The sequence below is a fragment of the uncultured Nocardioides sp. genome, from assembly GCF_947488025.1.
Classification (GTDB): Bacteria; Actinomycetota; Actinomycetes; order Propionibacteriales; family Nocardioidaceae; genus Nocardioides.
Genome location: NZ_CANKYS010000018.1, coordinates 1 through 25,063, shown reverse-complemented (window position 1 = coordinate 25,063; position 25,063 = coordinate 1). Strand labels below are relative to the sequence as shown.

Genomic DNA, 25,063 nt, shown 5'->3' with positions numbered 1-25,063 from the left:
CCCGGGTTCTAGGGTCGGAGCGTGGCGACGTCTGAGAAGACCAAGGAAAAGCAGCTCGACGCGGCAACGGCCGCACGTCCGGAGTGGGGCGACCTGGTGCGCGACTACTACCGCCACGTCGCTCCCGACGAGGTCGCCGAGCGCTCCCCGCAGGACCTGCTGGGAGCCGTGGCCTCGCACCGCGAGCTCGCGTCCTCCCGCCCGCAGGGCACCGCCGCAGTGCGGGTGGTGACCCCCACGATCGCCGACGCCGGCTGGTCGGCGTCGGGACGTTCGGTCGTCGAGGTGGTCACCGACGACATGCCGTTCCTCGTCGACTCGGTCACGATGGAGCTCAACCGGCTCGGGCACACCGTGCACGCGGTCTTCCACCCCCAGCTCACCGTCGAGCGCGACATCACCGGCGAGCTCCAGGAGGTGCACGCCCACGAGCCGACGGGCGGCGGCCGGGCCGCCGTGCAGGCCGAGACCCGGCCCGCCACCCAGGAGGGGGCGGAGTCGTGGATGCACGTCGAGATCGACCGCACCGACGACGACGAGGCGGCCGAGATCACGGAGGGCCTCCAGCGGGTGCTGCGCGACGTACGCGAGTCGGTCGAGGACTGGGAGAAGATGCACGCCCAGGTCCTCGCGGTGGTGGCCGAGCTCGACCAGGACCCGCCGCCGCTGTCAGCGGAGGAGCTGCGCCAGGGCCGTGACTTCCTGACGTGGCTTGCCGACGACCACTTCACGTTCCTCGGCTACCGCGAGTACCAGCTCGAGGCCGAGGAGGGCGCGCCCGAGGAGTGCGGGCTGCGCGCCGTCGCCGGATCGGGCCTGGGCATCCTGCGCCACGACCAGGACCTGTCGGCGTCGTTCGCCAAGCTGCCGCCGCTGGCCAAGGCGAAGGCCCGTGAGAAGAAGCTGCTGGTGCTGGCCAAGGCCAACTCGCGCGCCACCGTGCACCGTCCGGCCTACCTCGACTACGTCGGCGTCAAGACGTTCGGCCCCGACGGAGAGGTCGTGGGGGAGCGCCGCTTCCTCGGCCTGTTCTCCAGCGCCGCCTACACCGAGTCGGTCACCCGGATCCCGGTGCTGCGCGAGAAGGTCACCGAGGTCATGCGCCACGCCGGCTTCGACCCGCGCAGCCACGGCGGCAAGGCGTTGATGGACACGCTGGAGAACTACCCGCGCGACGAGCTGTTCCACACCTCACCCGACGAGCTGGCCCCGGTCGCGCAGGACGTGATGGGCGCCCGGGAGCGGCGCCAGCTGCGGGCCTTCGTGCGCCGCGACACCTACGGACGCTACGTCTCGGTCCTGGTCTACCTCCCGCGCGACCGCTACAGCACCGCGGTGCGTGAGCGGTTCTCCGACATCCTGCGCGACCAGCTCGGCGGCGAGCACGTCGAGTTCACCGCACGGGTCAACGAGTCGACGACCGCGCGCGTGCACTTCGTGGTCCACCCGCCGAAGGGCGCGCACGTCTCCGAGATCGACGTCCCCGACCTCGAGCGACGGCTGATGGAGGCCTCGCGGTCGTGGCGCGACGACTTCGTGACGGCCGTCGTGTCCGAGTTCGGCGTCGACGAGGGGTCGCGGCTGGCCCGGGCCTGGGCCAACGCGTTCCCCGAGGCCTACAAGGAGGACTTCCAGCCCCAGCGCGGATCGGCCGACCTCGGTCGGATCGAGGCCATCCAGGGCGACGTGGGCATCGACCTCGCGCTCTTCGACCAGGACGAGCAGCGCGGCACCTACCGCCGCGGCGAGTCGCGGCTCAAGGTGTTCCGCGTCGGCGAGCCGCTGTCGCTGAGCGCGATGCTGCCCATGCTGACCTCGATGGGCGTCGAGGTCGTCGACGAGCGCCCCTACGAGCTCAGCGGGCTCCCGCGGCCCTCCTACATCTACGAGTTCGGCCTGCGCCACGGACGCACCCTCTCGCCGGAGGAGCGCACCCTGTTCGCCGAGGCGCTCCGCGCGGTCTGGGACGGCTTCAACGAGATCGACGGCTTCAACCAACTCGTCCTCGCCGCCGGGCTGACCTGGCGGCAGGCGACCGTGCTGCGCGCGTACGCCAAGTACCTCAAGCAGGGCAACTCGCCCTTCGCCCTCGACTACATCGAGGAGGCGCTGCGCAGCAACGTCGACATCACCCGGCTGCTCGTCGAGCTGTTCGAGTCGCGCTTCGACCCCGGGCGCGGCGACCGGGCGCTCGAGCACGACGCCGAGGCGCGGGTGGCCAAGGTGGAGGCGATCGAGGAGCGGCTCGCCAAGGCCCTCGACGACGTCGTCAGCCTCGACCACGACCGCATCCTGCGGTCCTACCGCACGCTGGTCCGCGCGACCCTGCGCACCAACTTCTTCCAGCGCTCGGCCGACGGCGAGGTCCACCCCTACATTTCCTTCAAGCTCGAGCCGTCGGCCATCCCCGACCTGCCCGAGCCGCGCCCGCGCTTCGAGATCTTCGTCTACAGCCCGCGCGTCGAGGGCTCCCACCTGCGCTTCGGAGCCGTCGCGCGCGGCGGCCTGCGCTGGTCGGACCGTCGCGACGACTTCCGCACCGAGGTGCTGGGCCTGGTCAAGGCGCAGATGGTCAAGAACACCGTGATCGTGCCCGTCGGCGCGAAGGGCGCGTTCTTCTGCAAGCAGCTCCCCGACTCCTCCGACCGCGATGCGTGGCTGGCCGAGGGCGTGGCCTGCTACAAGACCTTCATCTCCGGCCTCCTTGACATCACCGACAACCTCGTCGACGGCGTCACGGTCCCGGCGCGCGAGGTGGTGCGCCACGACGGTGACGACACCTACCTCGTCGTGGCCGCCGACAAGGGCACCGCGACCTTCTCCGACATCGCCAACGGCGTGGCCAAGGACTACGGCTTCTGGCTCGGCGACGCCTTCGCGTCCGGCGGGTCGGTCGGCTACGACCACAAGGCGATGGGCATCACCGCCAAGGGCGCGTGGGTCTCGGTGCAGCGGCACTTCCGCGAGATGGGCGTCGACTGCCAGGCCGAGGACTTCACCGCGGTCGGCATCGGCGACATGTCCGGCGACGTCTTCGGCAACGGGCTGCTCTGCTCCGAGCACACCCGGCTGGTGGCGGCCTTCGACCACCGCGACATCTTCATCGACCCCTCGCCCGACGCCGCGTCGTCGTACGCCGAGCGGCGCCGGCTGTTCGACCTGCCCCGCTCGAGCTGGAAGGACTACGACACCTCCCTCATCTCCGAGGGTGGCGGCGTCTGGCCGCGCTCGGCCAAGTCCATCACGATCTCGGCGCAGGTGCGCGAGGCCCTCGGCATCCCCGCCGGCACCACCGCGATGACCCCCGCGGAGCTGATGAAGGCGATCCTGCTGGCGCCGGTCGACCTGCTGTGGAACGGCGGCATCGGCACCTACGTCAAGTCGTCGGAGGAGACCGACGCCGACGCGGGCGACAAGGCCAACGACGCCATCCGCGTCAACGGCGAGGACCTGCGGGCCCGGTGCGTGGGCGAGGGCGGCAACCTCGGCTTCACGCAGCTGGGCCGGGTGGAGTACGCCCGGTTCGGCGCTCGCGGCAACGGCGGACGGATCAACACCGACTTCATCGACAACTCGGCCGGCGTCGACACCTCCGACCACGAGGTCAACATCAAGATCCTGCTCGACCGCGTCGTACGGTCGGGCGCGATGGGCGAGGACGCCCGCAACGAGCTCCTGGCGGAGATGACCGAGGAGGTCGGCGGCCTCGTCCTGCGCGACAACTACGAGCAGAACCTCGCGCTCGCCAACGCGCAGGCCCACGCCCCGTCGCTGCTGCACGTCCACGAGGACTGGATGCGCGCCCTCGAGAAGCGCGGCGTGCTCAACCGGGAGCTGGAGGGGCTGCCCAGCACCCGCCAGGTCAGGCGCCGTCTCGACCGCAAGCAGGAGCTGTCGGCTCCCGAGCTGTCGGTGCTGCTGGCGTGGACCAAGATCGTGCTGGCCGAGGAGCTCGTCGCCTCCGACCTGCCCGACGACCCCTACTTGCGCGAGGACCTGCTCGCCTACTTCCCCAGTCGCATGAAGCCCGACCTCGAGACGGCCATCGAGGACCACCCGCTGCGGCGCGAGATCATCGTGACGCAGGTGGTCAACGACCTGGTCAACGGCGCCGGCATGACCTTCTGGCCGCGCCTGCAGGGCGAGACCGGTGCCAGCCCCGCCGAGCTGACCCGTGCCAACTTCGTCGCCCGCGAGATCTTCGGCTCGCTCCCGCTGCGCCAGGAGATCGCCGCCCTGGACAACCAGGTGCCCGCCGAGCGGCAGACCCGCATGCGGATCGAGATGCGCACGCTCGTGGAGCGCGCGTCGCGCTGGCTGGTCACCAACCGGAGGCCCCCGCTCGACTCGAGCGCCACGGTCGAGTTCTTCCGGGGTCCCGTGCAGGCGGTGATGGCCGAGCTGCCCCGCATCATGAGCGGGCGCGAGCTCGACGACTACCGGGCCCGCGTGAAGCGGCTCACCGACCAGGGTGTCCCCGACGACCTCGCCTCCCGTGTCGCGGTCCTGGCGTCGGCCTACGCCCTGCTGGGCATCGTCGAGACGGCTGACCGGCTCGACCTCGACCCGATCGAGGTGGCCCGCGTCCACTTCGCCCTGGGCGAGCGGCTGGGGCTTCCGGCGCTCGTCCAGCGGATCTTCGCCCTGCCCCGTGACGACCGGTGGCAGACGATGGCCCGGGCCGCGGTGCGCGACGACCTCTACGGCGTCCACCAGCAGCTGACCGCCCAGGTGCTCGAGTCCACCGACGCGAGTGACTCCGCGCCCGCCCGCGTGGCGCAGTGGGAGGACTCCGACGAGCAGCTGGTCGGCCGCGCGTCCAGGACGCTCGAGGAGATCTGCCGCGAGGAGACCGCCGAGCTGGCGCGCCTGTCCGTCGGGCTCCGGGTGGTGCGGGGCCTGCTGTCCTGATGGGCCTGCTGCTCACCACGCCCCGGGCGCGGTTGCGGCGCCTGGTCCGGCCGGGCGCGCCCAGCGTCCTGGCCGGTCGCACGGTCCTCGTGACCGGGGCGAGCTCCGGCATCGGCGAGGCCACGGCCGTGGCGGCTGCGGCGAGGGGTGCCCACGTCGTGCTGGTGGCCAGGCGGCAGGCCGAGCTGGACCGCGTCCGGGCGACGATCGAGGCCGCGGGCGGACGGGCGTCGTCGTACGCCGTCGACCTGAGCGACCTCGCCGCGATCGACGTCCTCGTCGAGCGGGTGCTGGCCGATGTCGGCACCGTCGACCACCTCGTCAACAACGCCGGCCGGTCCATCCGCCGGTCGCTCGAGCTCTCCCACGACCGGTTCCACGACTTCGAGCGCACCATGGCGATCAACTACTTCGCCCCGGTGCGCCTCACGATGGGCCTGCTGCCGACGATGCGGGAGCAGGGCTTCGGCCACGTCGTCAACATCGTCACCTGGGGCGTGCAGGTCAAGGCGCCGAAGTTCGCCGCCTACATCGCCTCCAAGACCGCGCTCGACTCCTGGGCGCGCATCGCGGGCCGGGAGACCTACGCCGACGGGGTCACCTTCACCAACATGCGCTTCGCCCTCGTGCGGACCCCGATGGTGGTGCCCACCGACGCGTACGACGGTCGCGCGAGCATGACGGCCGAGCAGGCAGCGGCTGCCGTCGTCCGCGTGCTGGAGGACCGTCGGGTCACCTGGGACACTGCTGCGGGACGGATCGGCGCCGTGGTCAACGTCGTCGCCCCACGGCTCAGCGACGCGCTGATGTCCCGCTTCCACCGGGCGGTGCCGGACTCGGCCGCCGCCCGGGGCGCGGTGCCGGGACGAACCGGCTCGTCGTCCGGGTCAGAACAGCAGTAGCGCCGCCACCACGCCCGCCGCGACGACCGCCCACCGGAAGACCGCGTCCGGGAGCTTGCGGCCGATGCGGGCACCGACGTAGCCGCCCACCAGGGAGCCGGCGGCGAGCAGCACCACGACGTCCCAGCGCGGGTCGGCCACCACGATGAAGATCAGGCCGGCAACGACGTTGCCCACCATCAGCGCCAGCGTCTTGAGGCCGTTGACGATGCGCAGCTCGAGGTCGGTGCCGATGCCGAGCACGGCCACCATCATCACGCCCGCGCCGGCGCCGAAGTAGCCGCCGTAGACGCCCGTGATCGTGGCGAAGGCCGTGGTGGCGGGGGACATGTGCCGGCGCTCGGCCAGGGCGACGCCGTGCCGGGTCTCGTGGCGGGCCCGCAGCCACCTCGCGATGCGGGGCTGCACGCCGACGAGCAGGCAGGTGAAGAGGATGAGGTAGGGGACGATCGCCTCGAAGACGCCCGGCGGGAGGCCCAGCAGCAGGGCGGCTCCGATGACGGCCCCGAGGGCGCAGACGAGGACGATCGTCTTCGCGATCGGGCCCGCCTCGCGGACCTCGCTGCGGTAGCCCAGGACGCCACCCATGCCGGCGGGGATCAGGCCGAGGGTGTTGGAGACGTTGGCCACGACCGGCGGCAGGCCGAGCGCGACCAGCACGGGGAAGCTCAGCAGCGACGCCACCCCGACCGTCGAGGAGAGCACCCCGGCGCCGAACCCGGTGGCGAGCACCAGGAGCGCCTCGAGTGAGGTCACTGTGCCTCGCGGATGAGGGCGACGTCGCTGACCATCGCGACGTGGGCGTGCATCGCCTCCGCAGCCGCGGCCGGGTCGCCGGCCCGGATCGCCTCGGCGATCGCGCGGTGCCCGGCCAGGGAGTCCTGGGGTCGGCCGGGCTGGCCGAGCGACTCGAGCCGGGTCTCCTTGATCAGGTCGCCGATCTCGTCCATCAGCCGGGCGAGCAGGAGGGAGTGGGACGCGGCGGTGACGGCTCCGTGGAAGCGCTCGTCGCCCTCCACGCCTCGACCGCCGGCCTCGACGTCGGCGGCCATGAAGGCCAGGGCGTCGTCGATGCGGGCGAGGTCGTCGTCGGTGCGGCGGACGGCGGCCAGGGAGGCGATCTTGGTCTCCAGCGCGTCACGGGTCTCGATGATCTCGGGCAACCGGTCGGCGTGGTTGCGGATCGCCTCGACGATGCGGCTCGTCTTCTGGTGGCCGGCGGTGACGACGGTGCCGTCACCGTGGCGCACCTCGACCACGCCGACGACCTCCAGCGCGACCAGCGCCTGGCTCAGCGTGGCACGGCTGACGCCGAGGCGCTGGGCGAGCTCGCGCTCGGGCGGGAGCCTGTCGCCGGCCTGCAGGCCGTTGTCGTCGATCCACGTCGAGATCTGCCCGGCCACCTGCTCGTACAGACGCGTGCGGAGCAACCGCGGCGGAAAGGGGGACGACTCGGACATGGCACCACAGTATTGACGATCGGCTCATTGTCCTATTGGCTAGGCCACTGAGCCAGCACTGTGACGAGGGCCACCCCCCGCGGCCCCGCTGTGCGGACACTCGACTCGGAAGGCAACAACTATGGGTCCGGAATGGATCGCGATCATCGCGCTGGTCGCCCTCTTCGCCCGATCGCGATCCCGCTCGTCGCCGAGGGCGGGCTGTCCGCGGGCCTCTTCGTCGCCGCGCTCGCCGTCAGCTCCACCATCGTCGACGTCAGCCCCTTCAGCACCAACGGTGCGTTGATGCTGGCCAACAGGCCGGACACCATCGACGAGAACACCTACTACAAGCAGATCCTCGGCTACGCCACGATCGTGACCCTCGTCGGCCCCCTGCTCGTCTGGGCCGCCCTCGTCCTCCCAGGATGGTGAACACCCACATGACCTCCCCCTCCACGACTACGGCCACGAGCGGGCCGCTCTCCGACCTCCTCGTCGTCGACCTCACCCGAGCGCTCGCCGGCCCTCACGCCACCCAGATGCTGGGCGACCTCGGCGCCCGCGTCATCAAGGTGGAGGCACCCGGCAGCGGCGACGACACCCGCGGCTGGGGGCCGCCGTTCGTCGGCGAGCCCGACGCCCGGCAGTCGACGTACTTCCTCTGCACCAACCGCAACAAGGAGTCCATCGCCCTCGATCTCAAGGACGCGGGCGACAAGGACGTGCTGGTCGGCCTCGTCGAGCGCGCCGACGTGCTCGTCGAGAACTTCCGCACCGGCGTCCTCGAGCGTCTCGGCCTCGGCATCGAGGAGCTGATGCGGCGCAACCCGCGCCTCGTCGTCCTCTCCATCACCGGCTTCGGCCACGACGGCCCCGAGGGCGGCCGCGCCGGCTACGACCAGATCGCCCAGGGCGAGGCGGGGCTGATGTCGCTGACGGGCTCCGGTCCCGACGACCCGCAGCGGGTCGGCGTACCCATCGCGGACCTGCTCTCGGGCATGTACGGCGCCTACGGCGTCCTCGCCGCGCTCCACGAGCGCGAGCGCACCGGCAAGGGCACGGTCGTGCGTACGTCGCTGCTCGCGTCGGTCGTCGGCGTGCACGCCTTCCAGGGCACCCGGTGGACCGTGGCCGGCGAGGTCGGTCGCGCCCAGGGCAACCACCACCCCTCGATCGCTCCCTACGGGCTGTTCCACTGCCGCGACGGCGCCGTGCAGATCGCGCTCGGCAGCGAGGGGCTGTGGAAGAAGTTCTGCGCGGGCTTCGGGCTCGACCCGGACGCCGACGGGATGGCCACCAACGGCGAGCGGGTCGCCCGCCGCGAGGAGGTCATCGCGGTCGTCGAGCAGGCGTTCGCCGACTGGGACGCCGAGCCGCTGCTGGCCCGGCTCGCCGAGGTCGGCATCCCGGCCGGCAAGGTGCGGACCCTCGACGAGGTCTACGAGTGGGACCAGGTCGCCAGCCAGGGCCTCCTCGTCGACGTCGAGCACCCCACGCTCGGTGGGCTGACGCTGCCCGGCCCGCCGCTGCGGTTCTTCGACGCCGAGGGTGCCGAGGTGACGCGCCGCGACCACGTCGCCCCGCCGCTGCTCGACCAGCACGCCGACGAGATCCGCGCCTGGGTCGGAGGCGGGGGAGCGTGACGACCCCGGTGAGGGCGAAGCGCTGGACCGCCCACGAGCTGCTGGACCTCGTCCTCGACCCCGGGACCCACGCCTCGTGGGACGAGCCGGTAGACCTGAGCGGGGTCGACGCCGGCTACCGCGCCGTCCTCGAGGCGGCTGCAGCCAAGGCCGGCACCGACGAGTCGGTGCTCACCGGCCGCGGCGAGGTGCGCGGGCGTCCGGTGGCGTTCGTCGTCAACGAGTTCGGCTTCCTGGCCGGCTCGATCGGTCGGGTCGCGGCGGACCGGATCATCGCGGCCGTACGCCGCGCCACCGAGGAGGGCCTGCCCCTGCTCGCCAGCACCGCGTCGGGCGGCACCCGCATGCAGGAGGGCACGCCGGCGTTCGTCCGGATGGCCGAGATCTCCCGGGCGCTGATGGCCCATCGCGCGGCCGGGCTGCCCTACCTCGTGCACCTCCGCCACCCGACCACCGGCGGCGTGTACGCCTCGTGGGGCTCGCTCGGGCACGTGACCGTCGCCGAGCCGGGCGCGCTCGTGGGCTTCCTCGGGCCGAAGGTCTTCGAGGCGCTCAACGGTCGTCCGTTCCGACCCGGCGTCCAGGTCGCCGAGCACCTCGCGGCGTCCGGCGTGATCGACGGGGTGGTCGCGTCGGAGGACCTCCCGGCCATGGTCGACCTCGCCCTCGGCGTGCTGGTCGACCGGCCCGGCCCGGGAGGGCTGCGACAGCGGCCGAAGCGCCTGCTGGGCGACCACCCGGCTTGGGACAGCATCGAGCGCACCCGGGCGGCGGATCGCCTCGGCCTGCGCGACCTCCTCGCGCACGGGGCCACCGGCACGGTCCGGCTGCGTGGCACGGACGAGGGCGAGCGCGACTCCACCGTGACGGTCGCGCTGACCCGCATCGACGACCAGCCCTGCGTGGTCGTGGGACAGGATCGCTCGCGCCAGACGCCGGGTCACCTCATGGGGCCGGGGGCGCTGCGCGAGGCGCGCCGCGGCATGCGGCTGGCCGAGGAGCTCGGGCTGCCGCTGGTCACCGTGATCGACACCCCCGGCGCCGAGCTCTCGCCCGAGGCGGAGGAGCGCGCCATCGCCGGCGAGATCGCGCGGTGCATCGCCACGCTCACCACGATGCGGGTGCCGACGCTCTCGGTCGTCCTCGGCCAGGGCTGTGGCGGGGGAGCGCTCGCGCTGCTCCCGGCGCAGATGGTCATCGCCACCGAGCACGCCTGGCTCTCGCCGCTGCCCCCCGAGGGCGCCAGCGTGATCGTGCACGGCGACGTCACCCACGCGCCCGAGATGGCCACCCAGCAGCGGGTCCGCGCCGTGGATCTCCTGGCCGACGGCATCGTGCACCACATCGTCCCGGAGGTCGACGGCGAGTCGCCGCACGACCTCGCGGTCGCGGTCGCGGCCGAGGTCGGGGCGCGGCTGCGCGAGCTCGGCGGCCGGGTGCCCGTGGCCCACGCCTCCTGAGGCATGCCGCCGCTGAGCGGTGCGTGGCGCAGCTTCTGGCGCCCGGGAACGTGCCTCACGCACCGCTGCGTGGGCGTTCGTCGCTGAGCGGTGCGTGGCGCAGCTTCTGAGGCCCGGGAACCTGCCTCACGCACCGCCCAGCCGCGTGTCGTACGCCGACCCGCCGGGCGGCGGTGGCCAGCCCACGGTCCGCACCTCGAGAAGGTGGGTGGACCACCGCTCGAGCAGGCGCCTCGAACGGGCGGCTCGAGCAGGCGGCCCAGGACCGGGGGGTCAGCTGGCCTTCTTGGCCTGCTTCTTCGCGGCGGTCTTCTTGGTGGTCGTCTTCTTGGCAGCGGTCTTCTTGGCCGCAGCGTTCTTCGCCGGCGCCTTCTTGGCCGGCGCCTTCTTGGCGGCCGACTTCCGGGCCGTCGACTTCTTCGCCGGCTTGTCGGAATCGTCCGAGGAGTCGTCGGTGGAGTCGTCGGACGAGTCCGCCTCACCCCGCGCGGTCTTGGCGGCGGCGACGGACTTCTGCAGCGCGGCGAGCAGGTCGACGACCTCGCCCGAGGTCCTGGTCGAGGTCTCGGTGCGCTTGATCTCGCCGCCCTCGATCTTGGACTTCACGAGCGCCTCGACGGCCCCGGCGTAGTCGTCCTCGAACTCGGTCGCGTCGAAGTCGCCGGCGAGGGTCTCGACGAGCATGTGGGCCATCTTGACCTCCTGCGGCTTCGCGTCGTCGATCTCGACCTTGAAGTCGGGCACGCGCACCTCGTCGGGCCACATCATCGTCTGCAGCACGATGACCTCCCCGGCCTCGGTCTCGCGCACGCGCAGCACGGCGATGGTGGTGCGCTGGCGCAGCGCGACGGTGACGACGGCCATCCGGTCGGCGTCCTTGAGGGCCTGGCGCAGCAGGGCGTAGGGCTTGGCCCCGGCACCCTCGGGCTCGAGGTAGTAGGACTTCTCGAAGAGCAGGGGATCGATCTGCTCGCGGGGCACGAACTTCTCCACCGCGATCTCGCGCGACGACGTCGACGGCAGCTCGGCCATGTCGTCGTCGGTGAGGATGACCATCTCGCCGTCCTCGGTCTCGTAGCCCTTGGCGATGTCGGCGTAGGCCACCTCCTCGCCGTCGAGGGAGCACACGCGCTGGTACTTGATCCGGCCGCCGTCCTTGGCGTGCACCTGCCGGAACGACACGTCGTGGCTCTCCGTGGCGGCATAGAGCTTGACCGGCACACTGACCAGGCCGAAGGAGACGGCACCCTTCCAGATCGCACGCATGACACGACGATAGCCGTCACTCCAGACACTCGTCTCCCTCCAGATGGGGGGACGCAGGGATGCCAGACTGCACGCGTGCGCCCGATGCTCGCCAGCAAGACCGACCGCGTCCCCACCGGCGCGCAGTGGCTGCACGAGGTCAAGTGGGACGGCGTGCGCGTGCTCGTCGACGTCCGCGACGGCGTCGTACGCATGACGAGCCGCAACGACAACGACGTCACCGCGGCCTGGCCCGACCTCGCCGCAGCGCCGCTCGGCGACCGCGACCTCCTGGTCGACGGCGAGGTGATCGCCCTCAACGAGCGCGGCGTCCCCGACTTCCGCGTGCTCCAGCACCGCATGCACGTGCGCAATGCCCGGGAGGTCGCACGGCTGGTGAGGTCGGTGCCCGCCACGCTCATGGTGTTCGACCTGCTGCGCCTCGACGGGGAGGACCTGACCAGCCGCCCGCTGGAGGAGCGCCGCGCGCTGCTGGAGGGGCTGCCGCTCGCGGACTCGACGTGGCAGGTGCCAGCGGCGTACGACGACGGCGACATGCTGTTCGACGCCACCCTCCAGCAGGGGCTCGAGGGGGTCGTGAGCAAGCGCCGCTCCTCGCGCTACCGCTTCGACGCCCGCAGCGAGGACTGGCGCAAGCTCGCCCACCGCCACCGCGGGTCGTTCGTCGTCGGCGGCTGGCGCCCGCAGGTCGGTACGACGGACCGGCTGGCGTCGCTGCTCGTGGGAGAGCCGACCCCCGACGGCCTGCTCTACCGCGGGCGCGTGGGCAGCGGCATCGCCGGCGCCACCAGCACCCGGCTCGCCGCGCTGCTGGCGCCGCTGGCGACGGGGGAGTCCCCGTTCGGCGACGAGGTGCCGCGCGTCGACGCCGCCGGCACGTTCTGGGTCGAGCCGCGGGTCGTGGTCGACGTCGACACCCACGGGCTCGGCTACGAGCGCCTGCGCCAGCCGTCGTTCCAGGGCGTCCGCGACGACCTGTCTCCGGAGGACCTTCAGTGAGCGAGCTCCAGGTCGACGTCGAGGGCCGCACGCTCACGATCAGCAACCTCGACAAGGTGCTCTACCCACGCACGGGCACCACCAAGGGCGAGGTCCTCAACTACTACGTGCAGGTCTCACCCGTCCTGCTGCCGCACCTGAAGGACCGGGCGGTGACCCGGATCCGCTGGCCGCACGGGGTGGAGGGCGCGAGCTTCTTCGAGAAGAACGCTCCCGCGGGTACGCCGTCGTGGGTGCGGACGCACGAGGTGTCGACCGCGGGCTCGCGGTCCGGCAAGGGAGACGGCACCATCCGCTTCCCGATCTGCGACGACCTGGCCACCCTCACCTGGCTGGCCAACCTCGCCGCGCTCGAGCTGCACGTGCACCAGTGGACCGTCGACGCGAAGGGCCGGCCGCGCAACCCCGACCGCCTGGTGATCGACCTCGACCCCGGCGAGCCGGCCGGGCTCCACGAGTGCGCCCAGGTCGCGCTGATGGTGCGCGACGCGCTGGCCGCGCGCGACCTCGGGTGCACGCCCGTCCTCAGCGGCAGCAAGGGCCTCCACCTCTACGCCCCGCTGCCCACCGGACGCGGCAGCCTGGACAGCGACGGGACCACGGCGCTCGCGAAGGAGGTCGCCGAGGAGCTGATGAAGGAGCACCCCGACCTCGTCACGAGCGTGATGACCAAGGCCAAGCGGCCCGGCAAGGTGTTCCTCGACTGGTCGCAGAACTCCGGCTCGAAGACGACCATCTCGCCGTACTCGCTGCGCGGTCGGGAGCGACCGACCGTCGCCGCCCCGCTGACGTGGGACGAGGTGGAGGAGGGCGCCGAGGACGACCTGGCGCTCGAGCAGCTCACCATGGACCAGGTGCTGGAGCGGGTGGCCGAGCTGGGGGACGTCTTCGAGGCCTGACCCCGGCCCGACCCCCCGTGCGGGTGCCCTGGTCCGACGACCCCCGGGATTCGGGCCCCCGCGTCAGGACCTGCATCTATGCTCATCGCCATGGCTCACGACGTGCTGGTGGTTGAGGACGAGGAAGACATCGCCGTCCCTCTCATGCGCACGCTCGAGCGCGAGGGCTACGAGGTCAATCGCGTGTCCGTGGGCGCCGATGCCGTGTCGTTCGCCGTGAGCGAGGGGCCCGCCGTGGTGATCCTCGACCTGGGCCTGCCCGACATGGACGGCATCGACGTGTGCCGCCAGATGCGCTCGGGGGGCTACCTCGGCGGCATCATCATGGTGACCGCCCGTGCCGGCGAGCTCGACCGCGTCGTCGGCCTCGACGTCGGAGCCGACGACTACCTCGCCAAGCCGTTCGGTCTCGCCGAGCTCCTCGCGCGCGTGCGCGCGCTGCTGCGACGCAGCGGCAGCGCCCCCGCGCCCGACGACTCCACCGTCACCACCTCCTCGGGCCTGCGGATCGATGCCGGCTCGCGCCGCGTCCACCTCGGCGACCGCGAGATCGCGCTGACCGCCAAGGAGTTCGACGTCCTGGCAGTCCTGGCCAACAACCACGACAAGGTCGTCCCCCGCGAGACCCTCATGAACGAGGTCTGGGACCAGAACTGGTATGGCTCGACCAAGACCCTCGACGTCACCATCGGCCGCCTGCGCAGCAAGCTCGAGGCCGCCGCGGCCGGTGAGAAGGTCGTCGCGATCCGCGGGGTCGGCTTCCGCCTCGAGACCGGGGTCTGAGCCCCTTCGCGACGCCGGGGCTAGTTTGGGAGCGTGCCCGACAACCCGCAGCACCACGACGTCCTGGTCATCGGGGGCGGCAACGCCGGCACGTCCCTGGCCGCCCGGCTGCTGCGCGACGGCGCGCCCGACGTGGCGGTCATCGAGTCGCGGCCGGTCCACCGCTACCGGCCGCTGCTGAGCTACGTCGGCGGGGGCGAGGCGCGCATGTCGTCGCTCTCGCGCCCGGCCGACACCGTCGTCCCGGAGGGAGGTACGACGCTGCGCGACGAGGTCGTCTCCGTCGACCCGGCGGGACCGTCGGTCCTGACCCGGTCGGGGCGCCGCTTCACGTGCAGGAGCCTTGTCGTGTGTCCCGGGCTCGACGAGGACTGGGACGCCACCCCCGGCCTGCGTGAGACGTACGACGCCGGCTGGGCGGCGTCGACCTTCGACGACGACACCGCGGCACGGGTCTGGCCGGCGCTGCGCGGCCTGCAGTCCGGGCGGGTGGTCTTCACCGTCCCGCCCGAGCCGGCGCCGTGCGGCGCCACCGCGCTCAAGCCGCTCTTCATGGCCTGCGACCACTGGCGCCGCGCCGAGGTGCTCGAGGACGTCGACGTGCACCTGGTGCTCCCCGGCGCCTCGCCGCTCGGACTCGACGGCCCGGACGCGCGGCTCGAGGCGGCGCTGGCGTCGTACGGCGTCCGCGTCCACCGCGGGTCGACGGTCGCCCGGCTCGACGGCCGCGGCGTCACCCTGGCCACGCCGACGGGGGCGGAGACGATCGAGGACGTCGCGTTCGCCCACGTGGTGCCGCGCTACCGGGCGCCCCGCTGGGTCGTCGACGCCGGGTTGGCGGGCGAGCACCCGGCCGGTCTGGTCGACGTCGACCCGGAGACGATGCGGCACCACTCCTTCCCGGACGTGTGGTCGCTCGGCGACGTGGCCGACCTGGGCACCCGACCGTCCGGGGGAGCGCTGCGCAAGCAGGTGGCGGTCCTGGCGCCCAACATCCTGGCTGCCCGCCTCGGCCGCCCGCTGCAGCGTTACGACGGCTACACCGTCATGCCGATCACGACGGGGCGCCGTCGGCTGATGCTCGTCGAGGTCGACCGCGACGGCCGGCCGCGACCGACCGTGCCGTTCCCCGACCTGACCGTGCCGCGCGCGGTCACGTGGTGGGTGGACCGCTACGTGCTGCCGCAGGTCTACTGGCGTCGGATCCTGCGCGGTCGGGTGTGACGAGCCGGCGCAGCGCGTCCAGTTCGGCCTCGACGAGCGCGACCAGCCGTTCCGGCTGCGGCACCGTGGCTGCGTCGACCTTGAAGCCGACCCGCACCGTCCCGGCGTAGCTGAAGATGCACACGCCCAGCGTCTGACCGCCCGAGCCGGGCACCCACCCGAGCACGCCCGTCACCTCGACGCCGGCGAGGTAGCGCGGCTGCTGCGGTCCGGCCACGTTGGTGGTGACCCCGACCGCCTTGCCGGCGAAGAAGTCGACCAGCGGCTTCTCGACGGCGTGCAGGTGGCCGATCCCCTCGGCCACGGCCGAGGTGATGAACACCTCGGGGGAGTGCTTGATGTGCTCCATGCGCCGGTGCACCTCATCGAGGCGCTGCCGCGGGGACATGTCGGCGGTGGGCAGGTGCAGCATGACCAGGGCGAACTTGTTGCCGAGCTCACGGGGCAGCGGCTGGTCGGGGGGCCGGATGTTGACCGGGACCATCGTCGTCAGCCGGTCGACCGACTCGTCGAAGCTGCGCAGGTAGCGGGTCAGGGCGCCCGACAGCGCGGCGATCAGCACGTCGTTGACCGTGCTCCCGGTCGCCCTCCCGATCGCCTTGACGTCGGCCAGCGGCTGGGGGCGGGTCCAGGCCAGCCGCTTCTCCACGCCGGGCTCGTGGCTGAACCGCGAGTCGGGCAGCACGTCGAGCAGCAGCTTGCGGGTGACCCCGACCCCCTTGAGGGCCGTGACCGGTGCCGTCGGGAGGCTCGCGGTGGCGCGCAGCAGCCCGGTCGCCGACGAGACGAGCGAGCCGAGGCGCCCCGCCCGGTGGACGTCGACCTCAGGGGGCGGGTCCTGCCCGTCGGGGGTGGGGTCGGTCAGGGTCAGCATCACCTGCGCCAGCGCGATCCCGTCGGCCATGGCGTGGTGCAGCCGCGAGAAGACGACCGACCCGCCGCCGTACCCGTCGATCACCCACGTCTCCCACAGTGGTCGGGTGCGGTCGAGGGGCCGGCGGACCTTCTTCTCCAGGAACGCGCGCAGCTGGGCGTCGCCACCGGGCTTGCGGAGCTTCGCGTGGTGCAGGTGGTGGGACAGGGAGAAGTCGGGGTCGTCCTCCCAGCCCGGCAGCTCCCACGGGTGCGCCGGGGCCGCGGGGCGTTGGTGGAAGACGGGGTAGACGTCGACCAGCCGCTCCTGCACGGTGCGTCGCAGGCGTGCCGGGTCCAGGGGTTCGGCGGTCCACATGATGCCGTCGATGACCATGAGGTGGTTGGGGCGGTCGGCGTGCAGCCACATCGCGTCGGCGCCGCTCATGGTCCTCCGGGTGTCGGTGCCGCTCCCTCGCGTGCCGCTGCTGGTCATGGCACCGCTCCGGCGAGGTCGCTGGGCGCGGTCCCGGCGCGGGCCGCCAGCGCGAGTGCGCGCACCTGCTCGAGGTCCTCGGCGGTGACGACGCCGTTCACGCCCGAGATCGTCGCCAGGCGCATGCCGTGCCTGAGTCCGAGCCGGTAGATCTCCTTGACCTTCTCCCACTCGATGTTGCGCCCGACAGTGAAGGACTCGTAGCGGCCCTCGAGGGCCAGCACCACGGTCTCGGCCAGGCAGGCGTACACCACGCCGTCCGGCAGGCCGATGTCGCGCATCCGCACGTGGCCGGGGAGCTCGATCTCGCCCGACTCGATCACCAGGACGTCCGGCCGCTTCGCGACGTCCTCCGCCGAGAGGTCCAGCGGGCGGGCGACGTCGGTGATGACGCAGCCCGGCTTGACGGCCGTGATGTCGAGGACGCGCTTGCCGGCACCCGACGTGGCGGTCACGACGAGGTCCATCCCGGGGAGCGCGCCGTCGGGGCTGGTCGCGACGTGGACCTCGGTGCCGGGGTGCTCCCGCTCGATCAGCGCCTTGAGCGCCAGCAGCTTCGCCGACTCCGGGGACACCAGCCACAGCCGCGCCCCGGCGACCGCCAGCAGGCGCGCGCAGACCGAGCCGATCGCTCCCGTCGCCCCGACCACCATCGCGTTGCCCTCGAGGACGCCGTCGGCACCGACCTCGACGAGGTCGAGCCGGTGCAACGCCTCGTGGGCCGCCCAGAGCGCCGCGGACGCGCTGTAGCTGTTGCCGGTGGTGACGGGCAGCGGCGCCTGGCGGGCCACGGTCACCCCGGCGTCGCCCACCACCTTGGTGAAGGCGCCCAGCCCCATGATCTGGGCGCCGAGCTTGCGGGCCGTCTCGGCCGCCGACAGCAGCCGGCGATAGGTGAACTCGGGGTCGTGGGCCATCATCTCGCGCGGGGTGCCGCCCACGGTGATGAGCCAGCCCTCCGCCTCGGCGCCGGTCGGCGAGGTGATGCCGGTGACGTGGCTGTAGGTGAACGGCGGACTGTAGGCCACCACCTTCTCCACCAGGTCCATCACCGGCTGCGGGGCCAGCCGGGAGACCGTGCGCAGGGGCTCGACGTTGCGGAAGTACTGCTGCGACAGCGGGTGGATCACGAAGGCGAACCGGCTCTTGCGGCGCGGGCCGTTGGGGTGGAGCAGCCGGGGCTCCAGGTCGGCGCCGACGATCATGTCCAGCAGGTCGTCGTCGGTGAGCGCGTTGCCGTCGACCGACGCGATCATCAGTGCCTCGAGCACGGCTGCCTCGACGACCACGGCGAACGGCTGGGGCGTGATGTCGACGACCAGGTCGACGCCCCGGTCGCCGAGCTCGGCCAGGCGGTGGTCGTCGATCGCCGAGGTGATCAGCGTCTTGCCGGCCAGGTCCTCGAGCCCGAACCCCGCCAGCTCGGCGTACGTCGCCACCAGCACGTCGCAGTCCCGCGCGGCCCGGCGCGCCATCGCGTGGGCCGCCTGACGGGCGGGCGAGAGGAGCCGGGTGCGCAGGGCGTACGGCACCATCCGTGCCGGCAGGGCGCCGACCTCGCCGAGCACGTCGGCGGCGAGCCCGACGACCGGGTTGGCGTGCAGCCGGTCGGACAGGTCGAGACGCAGGAGCGGGTCGGCGAGCTCGATGTTGTCGGTGTGCTCGCGCAGGATGCGGGTCGTGCGCTCGTGGTTGCGTCCGCCCAGCACGACCGTGCGCGCGTTGGTGAGGTGGCCGGGCAGCTCGGTGTCGACGCGTCGGACGGCCCACTCCTGCAGCACCTCGAGGAGTTGGTCGCCCTCGGTGACCGGGGTGGACCCCGCCTCGCGGGTGATGCGCCTGCGGGCCGCGTCGGCCGGGCCGGCGTACCGGCCCGCCGCCTGCGCCTCGCGGATGCCCGTGAGCGCGACGGCACGCGCCGTCGGCGCCCACTCGCGGACCAGCTCGGTGGCCGCGTCGAGATCGCCCGACGTGCCGCGGCGGACGATCCGGAAGCGCTGCCCGAGGAAGGTGACGCGGGTGTCGTGGTCCCGTTCGGGGCCGTCCAGGCTGAGCTCGAGGACCACGGTCGTGCTGGGTGTCATGTCGGTCCTTCCGAGGTCGGGTGGTCGGTCCGCTGGTGGGTCGGGTGGTGGGGCCGGTTGCGCGCTGCCGGGGTCACGCCATGGCCGCGGAGTCGTGCTCGGGGTGCGCGAGCATGAAGTCGAGCAACCGGTCGGCGTAGTCCTCGAAGCGCGGGCAGCTGAGGCCCGTCCCGGCGAGGTCGGTCGTGGTGCGCGTCGTGTCGTAGGTGGTGGGGGAGGCGAAGTAGTCGAGCGCCTCGACCGGGAGCCCCATCAGCCGCTCGGCCAGGGGCAGCGACACTGCGGCCCTCGTCACGCCCAGGGGGAGCGGCACCCAGACGACCCGCTTGTGCAGGCGGCGGGCGAAGGCGTCGACGAGCTGGCGGGCGGTGGGTGGGTCGGGGTCGGTCAGGGCGTACGTCCGGCCCTCCGACTCGGGCAGCACCGACAGCCGGTCCATCGCGTCGATGACGAAGTCCCGCGGCACCAGGCAGAAGCGGACGGCGTCGGGATCGGCCACGGCGGGCACGACGGCGACCGGGAGCTGGCGGCGCAGGAAGGTGGCCAGGAAGTAGGGGCCGTCGTACTTCTGGGTCTCCCCGGTGCGGGAGTCACCGACGACGATGCCGGGGCGGTAGATGGTCGCGGGCAGCCCGGCGGCCATCGCCTTGCGGACCAGCAGCTCCGCCTCGTGCTTGGTCGACTCGTAGTGGTTGCGGAAGGTCTGTCCGACGTCGAGGTCGTCCTCGCCGAACTCGCCGTCGTACCGGCCGCTGACGTAGCAGGTGCTGACGTGGTGCAGCCGCTGGAGCCCGGGCAGGTTGCGGCAGAGGTCGAGGACCCGGTCGGTGCCGTCGACGTTGACGCGGTGGGCCACCTCCTCGCCGACGGCGAGGTCGTAGACCGCGGCGAGGTGCCACACCTCGGTGACGTCCTCGAGCAGGCCCTCCTCGCCCGCGTCGAGACCGAGGCCCGGTGCGGTGAGGTCGCCGACGACGAGCCGGACGCGGCCCGCGACGTGCGGTTCGTCGAGCTCGATCGCCGCCAGCCGCTCCCGGGCGAGCGCCAGGTGGCGCTGCGGCACCAGGCAGGTCGCGGTGGTGCCCGGGCGCCGTGCCAGCAGGCGGCCGAGCAGGGCGGATCCGAGGAAGCCGGGGAACCCGGTCATCAGCAGTGCGCTCATGGGTCGCTCACACCTCGTGGTCGTCGGTACCCCCAGCCTTTCGGCCCCGCGGGGGTCGTCACCAGTGCCGAACGTCCCGGCCGCCGACGGCATGGGTCAGGTTCTCCACAACCTTTGCTTCACCCCTGTTTCCGGACGGCTCGCGCTGGGTAGCGTGACAAAGCACGTTCTCGGGGAAGCAGGTGCCGCACGATGGCCGTTGATCGCATCACGCGACCGCACGCCGACGACCTCGTCGAGCGGCTCGACCTCCAGGTGCGCGAGCGCGTCCGACGCGAGGGCGTCGACCCGCAGCGCGAGGCCGGGGTCGTTCGCCGCATCGCCGAGGACGTCGTCCGCGACCACGACGACCTCAGCCTCACCGGCGCCGTGGCGCCCGTCGCCGACGACGGCGCCATGGTCGGCGAGCTGGTCGCGCGGGTGTCGGGGTTCGGCCCGCTCCAGCCCTTCCTCGACGACCCGGAGGTCGAGGAGATCTGGATCAACGACCCCAGCCGGGTCTTCATCGCCCGCCGCGGCCGCCACGAGCTGACCAACCTCCGCCTCGACGCCGCGCAGGTCAACGAGCTCGTCGAGCGGATGCTCAAGTCCAGCGGGCGCCGGCTAGACATCTCCACCCCGTTCGTCGACGCCATGCTGCCCGAGGGCCACCGCCTCCACGTCGTCCTCGAAGGCATCACGCGCGGCTTCACCGCGGTCAACATCCGCAAGTTCCTGCTGCGCGCCCACCGACTGTCCGACCTCGTCTCGCTGGGAAGCCTCACGCCCCAGGCGGCGCGCTTCCTCGAGGCATCGGTGCGGGCCGGGCTCAACGTCCTCGTCGCGGGCGGCACCCAGGCCGGCAAGACCACCATGCTCAACTGCCTCGCCGCCGCGGTGCCCGGTGGCGAACGGGTGGTGAGTGCGGAGGAAGTCTTCGAGCTGCGCTTCTCCCACCCCGACTGGGTCGCGATGCAGACCCGGCAGGCCGGGCTCGAGCAGACCGGCGAGATCGTGCTGCGCGACCTGGTGAAGGAGGCCCTCCGGATGCGGCCGAGCCGGATCCTCGTCGGCGAGGTCCGTGCGGCCGAGTGCCTCGACCTGCTGCTGGCCCTCAACTCCGGCCTGCCCGGCATGTGCACCCTCCACGCCAACAGTGCGCGCGAGGCGCTGGTCAAGATGTGCACCCTGCCGTTGCTGGCCGGTGACAACATCTCCGCCCGCTTCGTGGTGCCGACGGTGGCCACGAGCGTCGACCTCGTCGTCCACCTCGGCCTCGGCGCCGACGGCGTACGCCGCGTCAACGAGATCGTGTCCGTGCCGGGGCGGGTCGAGGCCGACGTCATCGAGGTCGAGCCGATCTTCGTGCGGCACGGCGCCGACCTGAGACGCACCGGAGGGGTGCCGGCGCAGGTCGAGCGCTACGAGCGGGTCGGCATCGACGTCCACGAGCTGCTCGCCTCCGGGGAGGTGGGGCGCTGATGGGCGCCCTCGTCGGTCTCGGGGTGGGCGTCGGCCTGCTGCTGATCTGGTCCGCCTTCGTGCTCCCGCGGCGCCCGCGGTCGACCGCTCCGACCTCCACGGCGCTGGGCCGTCTCCTCGGCCGGGCGGGGCTCGCCGACGTCACGCCGGCGAGCGTGCTGTCGTTGTGCGCGGTGCTCTTCGCCGTGGCGTTCGCGCTCGTCCAGGCCGTCTCGCGGACCGTCCCGGTCTCGTTCGTCTTCGCCACCATGGCCGCCTACCTCCCGGTCGCCGTCCTGCGCCAGCGAGCCGCCCGTCGGCTCCGTGACTTCGCCGAGGTGTGGCCCGAGGCGGTCGACAACCTCGCCAGCGCGGTCCGCGCCGGCCTCTCCCTGCCCGACGCCGTCGCCGCGCTCGGCACCAACGGGCCCGAGGCCCTGCGCGCCGACTTCGCGCAGTTCGCCCTCGACTACCAGGTCACCGGCCGGTTCGGCGAGTGCCTCGACCGGCTCAAGGACCGCCTGGCCGACCCCGTCGGCGACCGGGTCATCGAGGGGCTGCGGCTCGCGCGCGAGGTCGGCGGCGGCGACCTCGGCCGACTGCTGCGCAACCTCTCCGGCTTCCTGCGCGACGACGCACGCACCCGCTCCGAGCTCGAGTCGCGCCAGGCCTGGACGGTCAACGGCGCCCGCCTGGCCGTCGCCGCGCCGTGGATCGTGCTGCTGCTGATGTCGTTCCAGACCACCGCGATCCGGCAGTACGCCACGCCCGGCGGCGTGCTCGTGCTGGGCATCGGGTTCGGCGTCTGCGTCCTCGCCTACGTCTCGATGATGCGCATCGGGCGGTTGCCGACCGAGAAGCGGATCCTGTCGTGAGCACCGCCGTGTGGGGTGCCCTGCTCGGAGCCGTGGCCGGAGCCGGGCTGCTCCTCGTCGGGCTGCGGGTCGCGGTGCTGCGCCGCCCGCAGCTCTCGGTGCGGGTCCTGCCCTACCTGCGCGACGTGCCGCGCCTCGACGAGACCTCCGTCCTGCGGCCCGTCACGTCCACGCCCACCTCGGCGGCCGCGGGCATCTTCGGCCCGCTGCTGCGCCGGGCCGCCGACCTGGTCGAGCGGGTGCTCGGCGGCAGCACGTCCGTACGCCGCCGCCTCCAGCGCGCCGGCCTCGACCGCACCGTCCAGGACTTCCGCATCGAGCAGGTCGTCTGGGGGCTGGTCGGCTTCGCGGCCGCTGCCGCCGTCGTCCTGCTGCGGGCGCTGGGCGGCGTCGGCAGCGTCGGCTCGGGTGCGGTGTTCTGCGTGCTCGGATTCGTCTGCGGCGTCTTCCTCCGCGACAACCGGCTCAGCACCCAGGTCAAGAACCGTGAGCGTCAGGTCCTCGTCGAGTTCCCCACGGTCGCCGAGCTGCTGGCGCTGTCGGTCGCGGCAGGCGAGAGCCCCGTGTCCGCGCTCGACCGGGTCGTACGCCGCAGCAACGGCGCCCTCTCCGACGACCTCGCCCAGGTGCTGGCCCGGATCCGCACCGGGGAGCCGGTCGGGGCCGCGTTCGAGTCGCTCGCCCGCTCCACCGGCCTGCCGATCGTGGCCCGGTTCGCCACCGGCATCACCGTGGCCATGGAGCGTGGCACCCCGCTGGCCGACGTCCTGCACGCCCAGGCCGCCGACGTACGAGAGGCCGGTCGGCGCCTGCTCATCGAGACCGCCGCCCGCAAGGAGATCGCGATGATGGCGCCCGTCGTGTTCTTCGTGCTGCCCGTGACGATCCTGTTCGCCTTCTACCCGGGGGTGCTGGGCCTGCGGCTCACCACCCCCTGACGCCTTCCCTGACGACTCCAACGAAAGGACACGCCATGCACCCGTCCCTCTCGGGACTCCTCCTCCTGCTGACGGCACGCCCACGCGACGAGCGCGGCGACGTGCCCGGCTGGGTGATGGTCACGCTGATGACCGCCATCGTGGTCGCCGCGCTCACCCCGTTCGTCAGCGACGAGCTGCGTGCGCTGCTGTCGCGGGCGTTCGCGATGGTCAGCGGCTAGGCCGACGTGCCTCGCCGCTCCCGCGCCGGCGAGCGCGGGGCAGCGGTCGTCGACTTCGTCCTCGTCCTGCTCGTCCTGCTCCCGCCGGTCATCGGCATCCTCCAGCTCGCGCTGGTGCTCCACGTGCGCAACACCCTCGCGTCCGCAGCGGCCGAGGGGGCCCGGCACGCCGCGGTCGCCGGTTCGTCGGCGCCGGCGGGCCGGGCGAAGGTGCAGGAGCTGGTGAGCGGTGCCCTGTCGCGGGACTTCGTCCGTTCGGTGACCGTGCGCCCAGCGCTCGTCGGCGGAGCGCCGGGCTACGAGGCCGTCGTCACGGCTGACGTGAGCCTGCTCGGGTTCGGCGGAGCGGGCGTGCCCGTCCGGGTGTCCGGGCACGCCATCGCGGAGGTGGCGCCGCCGTGACCCGGCCGCGCCCGACCGCGAGGACGCGCGACGAGCGCGGCTCGGCCCTCGTCGAGCTCAGCTGGCTCGCGATCATCCTGCTGGTACCGCTCATCTGGATCGTGATCTCGGTGTTCGAGGTGCAGCAGGGCGCGTTCGCCACCAGTGCGGCCGCCCGTGCCGCCGGACGGGCCTACGCCCTGGCACCCGACGACGCGACCGGGGCGACCCGGGCCGAGGCCGTCGTACGCCAGGTCCTCGCCGACCAGGGCACCCCCGGCCAGCGCGCCCGCGTGAGCGTCACCTGCGACGCCCCCGCCGGCAACTGCCACGTCGGGACCTCGGTCATCACGGTGCGCGTCGACTCCGGGGTGGAGCTGCCGTTCTTCCCGGCGATCCTCGGCAAGGGTGCCGCCGTCTTCTCGCTCGACGCGACCCACACGGTGCCGATCGGGCAGTACGTCGAGAGCGGCTCCGACGGTGGGTCCGACGGCGGGACGGACGGGGCGGACGAGCGATGAGGCGCCGCGACGAGCAGGGGCAGGTGACGCTCCTGATCATCGGCTTCGCGAGCATCCTGCTGATGGCGATCGTCGTGGTCATCGACGCGTCCGCGGCCTACCTCCAGCGCCAGGGACTCGACAACCTCGCCGACGGCGCTGCCCTCTACGGCGCCGACCTCGGCGCGGCCGGCATCTACGAGCAGGGCCTCGACGGTGACCGCCTCACCCAGCAGGAGGCGGCGGTCGAGGCCGCGGTGCGCGACTACCTCGCCCGCGCCGACGCGGGCGCGAGATACCCCGGCATCGCCGTCGGCGTACGCGTCGACCCGGTCGGTCGTTCCGTCACGGTCCGGCTGAGCGCACCCCTCGAGCTGCCGCTCACGATCCCCGGCTCGCCCCGCAGCCCGACCATCGGCGCCAGCAGCACGGCGGCCGTCACGGTCGTGCCGGGCGGCTGAGGCGAGCCGCGACCACGGGACGTCATGAGGACCGTCGGTCCGAACCTCGTGTGATGTCTCAGGACATCGGTGACACATATGTCTCAGGACATCGGTGACACTACGCGGTGCGGGCGTGGCGTCT

22 protein-coding genes are annotated in these 25,063 nt (G+C 72.7%); 16 read left to right on the top strand and 6 right to left on the bottom strand.

The window, feature by feature from the left end; all coding sequences use genetic code 11:
- Positions 1-21 precede the first annotated feature (21 nt).
- On the top strand, positions 22-4,911 hold the full coding sequence (locus Q1B24_RS20435; protein ID WP_299932217.1) for an NAD-glutamate dehydrogenase: 4,890 nt from the start codon (positions 22-24) through the stop codon (positions 4,909-4,911).
- Positions 4,911-5,813: an SDR family NAD(P)-dependent oxidoreductase gene (locus Q1B24_RS20430; protein ID WP_299932215.1), complete on the top strand. Its 903-nt coding sequence runs from the start codon at positions 4,911-4,913 to the stop codon at positions 5,811-5,813. The genes Q1B24_RS20435 and Q1B24_RS20430 overlap by 1 nt, the downstream gene beginning before the upstream one ends.
- Here Q1B24_RS20430 and Q1B24_RS20425 read toward each other — a convergent pair.
- A complete protein-coding gene (locus tag Q1B24_RS20425) occupies positions 5,799-6,569 on the bottom strand; it encodes a sulfite exporter TauE/SafE family protein (RefSeq protein WP_299932212.1) in 771 nt (256 codons plus the stop codon). The genes Q1B24_RS20430 and Q1B24_RS20425 overlap by 15 nt on opposite strands.
- Positions 6,566-7,273: a FadR/GntR family transcriptional regulator gene (locus tag Q1B24_RS20420; RefSeq protein WP_299932209.1), complete on the bottom strand. Its 708-nt coding sequence runs from the start codon at positions 7,271-7,273 to the stop codon at positions 6,566-6,568. The genes Q1B24_RS20425 and Q1B24_RS20420 overlap by 4 nt, the downstream gene beginning before the upstream one ends.
- A gap of 132 nt (positions 7,274-7,405) precedes the next feature.
- On the opposite strand from Q1B24_RS20420, the gene Q1B24_RS20415 reads away from it, so the two are divergent.
- Genes Q1B24_RS20415 through Q1B24_RS20405 form a run of 3 tightly spaced genes read left to right on the top strand, consistent with a single transcriptional unit; the run spans position 7,406 to position 10,358 of the window.
- The gene (locus Q1B24_RS20415; RefSeq protein ID WP_299932206.1) at positions 7,406-7,687 is read left to right on the top strand and encodes a hypothetical protein; all 282 of its coding nucleotides are present in this window, start codon (positions 7,406-7,408) and stop codon (positions 7,685-7,687) included.
- 8 nt (positions 7,688-7,695) lie between these two features.
- On the top strand, positions 7,696-8,898 hold the full coding sequence (locus Q1B24_RS20410) for a CoA transferase (RefSeq protein ID WP_299932203.1): 1,203 nt from the start codon (positions 7,696-7,698) through the stop codon (positions 8,896-8,898).
- Entirely contained in the window at positions 8,895-10,358 is a 1,464-nt protein-coding gene (locus tag Q1B24_RS20405) for a carboxyl transferase domain-containing protein (RefSeq protein ID WP_299932200.1), read from the top strand. Before Q1B24_RS20410 ends, Q1B24_RS20405 begins: the two co-directional genes overlap by 4 nt.
- Before the next feature lie 273 nt (positions 10,359-10,631).
- Here Q1B24_RS20405 and Q1B24_RS20400 read toward each other — a convergent pair whose 3' ends face one another.
- Positions 10,632-11,624 carry a Ku protein gene (locus tag Q1B24_RS20400; RefSeq protein ID WP_299932197.1) on the bottom strand — a complete coding sequence of 331 codons (993 nt, stop codon included), beginning with the start codon at positions 11,622-11,624 and terminating at the stop codon, positions 10,632-10,634.
- Positions 11,625-11,708: 84 nt separating this feature from the next.
- Between Q1B24_RS20400 and ligD (Q1B24_RS20395) the strand changes: the two genes are divergently transcribed.
- The 4 genes from ligD (Q1B24_RS20395) (at position 11,709) to Q1B24_RS20380 (ending at position 15,529) form a co-directional block, all read left to right on the top strand.
- On the top strand, positions 11,709-12,623 hold the full coding sequence (gene ligD / locus Q1B24_RS20395) for a non-homologous end-joining DNA ligase (protein WP_299932298.1): 915 nt from the start codon (positions 11,709-11,711) through the stop codon (positions 12,621-12,623).
- Positions 12,620-13,522, top strand: coding sequence for a non-homologous end-joining DNA ligase (gene ligD, locus Q1B24_RS20390; RefSeq protein WP_299932194.1), 903 nt, complete (start codon positions 12,620-12,622; stop codon positions 13,520-13,522). The genes ligD (Q1B24_RS20395) and ligD (Q1B24_RS20390) overlap by 4 nt, the downstream gene beginning before the upstream one ends.
- Before the next feature lie 90 nt (positions 13,523-13,612).
- Positions 13,613-14,305, top strand: a complete 693-nt coding sequence (locus tag Q1B24_RS20385; RefSeq protein WP_299932190.1) for a response regulator transcription factor — start codon at positions 13,613-13,615, stop codon at positions 14,303-14,305.
- A gap of 33 nt (positions 14,306-14,338) precedes the next feature.
- On the top strand, positions 14,339-15,529 hold the full coding sequence (locus Q1B24_RS20380) for an FAD/NAD(P)-binding oxidoreductase (protein WP_299932186.1): 1,191 nt from the start codon (positions 14,339-14,341) through the stop codon (positions 15,527-15,529).
- On the opposite strand, the gene Q1B24_RS20375 is transcribed toward Q1B24_RS20380, so the two are convergent.
- From Q1B24_RS20375 to Q1B24_RS20365, 3 genes are all read right to left on the bottom strand, one after another.
- The gene (locus tag Q1B24_RS20375; RefSeq protein ID WP_299932182.1) at positions 15,459-16,829 is read right to left on the bottom strand and encodes a wax ester/triacylglycerol synthase family O-acyltransferase; all 1,371 of its coding nucleotides are present in this window, start codon (positions 16,827-16,829) and stop codon (positions 15,459-15,461) included. The genes Q1B24_RS20380 and Q1B24_RS20375 overlap by 71 nt on opposite strands.
- Before the next feature lie 44 nt (positions 16,830-16,873).
- Positions 16,874-18,961 (bottom strand): dehydrogenase, encoded by a 2,088-nt coding sequence (locus tag Q1B24_RS20370; protein WP_299932179.1) that lies wholly within the window; start codon positions 18,959-18,961, stop codon positions 16,874-16,876.
- Between the two features lie 73 nt (positions 18,962-19,034).
- A complete protein-coding gene (locus Q1B24_RS20365; RefSeq protein WP_299932176.1) occupies positions 19,035-20,123 on the bottom strand; it encodes an SDR family oxidoreductase in 1,089 nt (362 codons plus the stop codon).
- A 192-nt stretch (positions 20,124-20,315) separates the two neighbouring features.
- Here Q1B24_RS20365 and Q1B24_RS20360 point away from each other — a divergent pair, with 192 nt between their 5' ends.
- Genes Q1B24_RS20360 through Q1B24_RS20330 form a run of 7 tightly spaced genes read left to right on the top strand, consistent with a single transcriptional unit; the run spans position 20,316 to position 24,939 of the window.
- The gene (locus Q1B24_RS20360) at positions 20,316-21,584 is read left to right on the top strand and encodes an ATPase, T2SS/T4P/T4SS family (protein WP_299932173.1); all 1,269 of its coding nucleotides are present in this window, start codon (positions 20,316-20,318) and stop codon (positions 21,582-21,584) included.
- Positions 21,584-22,438 (top strand): type II secretion system F family protein, encoded by an 855-nt coding sequence (locus Q1B24_RS20355; protein ID WP_299932170.1) that lies wholly within the window; start codon positions 21,584-21,586, stop codon positions 22,436-22,438. Before Q1B24_RS20360 ends, Q1B24_RS20355 begins: the two co-directional genes overlap by 1 nt.
- Positions 22,435-23,376 carry a type II secretion system F family protein gene (locus tag Q1B24_RS20350; protein ID WP_299932167.1) on the top strand — a complete coding sequence of 314 codons (942 nt, stop codon included), beginning with the start codon at positions 22,435-22,437 and terminating at the stop codon, positions 23,374-23,376. Before Q1B24_RS20355 ends, Q1B24_RS20350 begins: the two co-directional genes overlap by 4 nt.
- Before the next feature lie 35 nt (positions 23,377-23,411).
- Positions 23,412-23,597 carry a hypothetical protein gene (locus tag Q1B24_RS20345; protein ID WP_299932164.1) on the top strand — a complete coding sequence of 62 codons (186 nt, stop codon included), beginning with the start codon at positions 23,412-23,414 and terminating at the stop codon, positions 23,595-23,597.
- A 6-nt stretch (positions 23,598-23,603) separates the two neighbouring features.
- Positions 23,604-23,999, top strand: coding sequence for a TadE/TadG family type IV pilus assembly protein (locus Q1B24_RS20340; RefSeq protein ID WP_299932161.1), 396 nt, complete (start codon positions 23,604-23,606; stop codon positions 23,997-23,999).
- Positions 23,996-24,499 (top strand): hypothetical protein, encoded by a 504-nt coding sequence (locus Q1B24_RS20335; RefSeq protein WP_299932158.1) that lies wholly within the window; start codon positions 23,996-23,998, stop codon positions 24,497-24,499. Before Q1B24_RS20340 ends, Q1B24_RS20335 begins: the two co-directional genes overlap by 4 nt.
- Before the next feature lie 23 nt (positions 24,500-24,522).
- Complete coding sequence (locus Q1B24_RS20330; RefSeq protein ID WP_299932155.1) at positions 24,523-24,939, top strand: pilus assembly protein TadG-related protein; 417 nt, start codon at positions 24,523-24,525, stop codon at positions 24,937-24,939.
- Positions 24,940-25,063 lie beyond the last annotated feature (124 nt).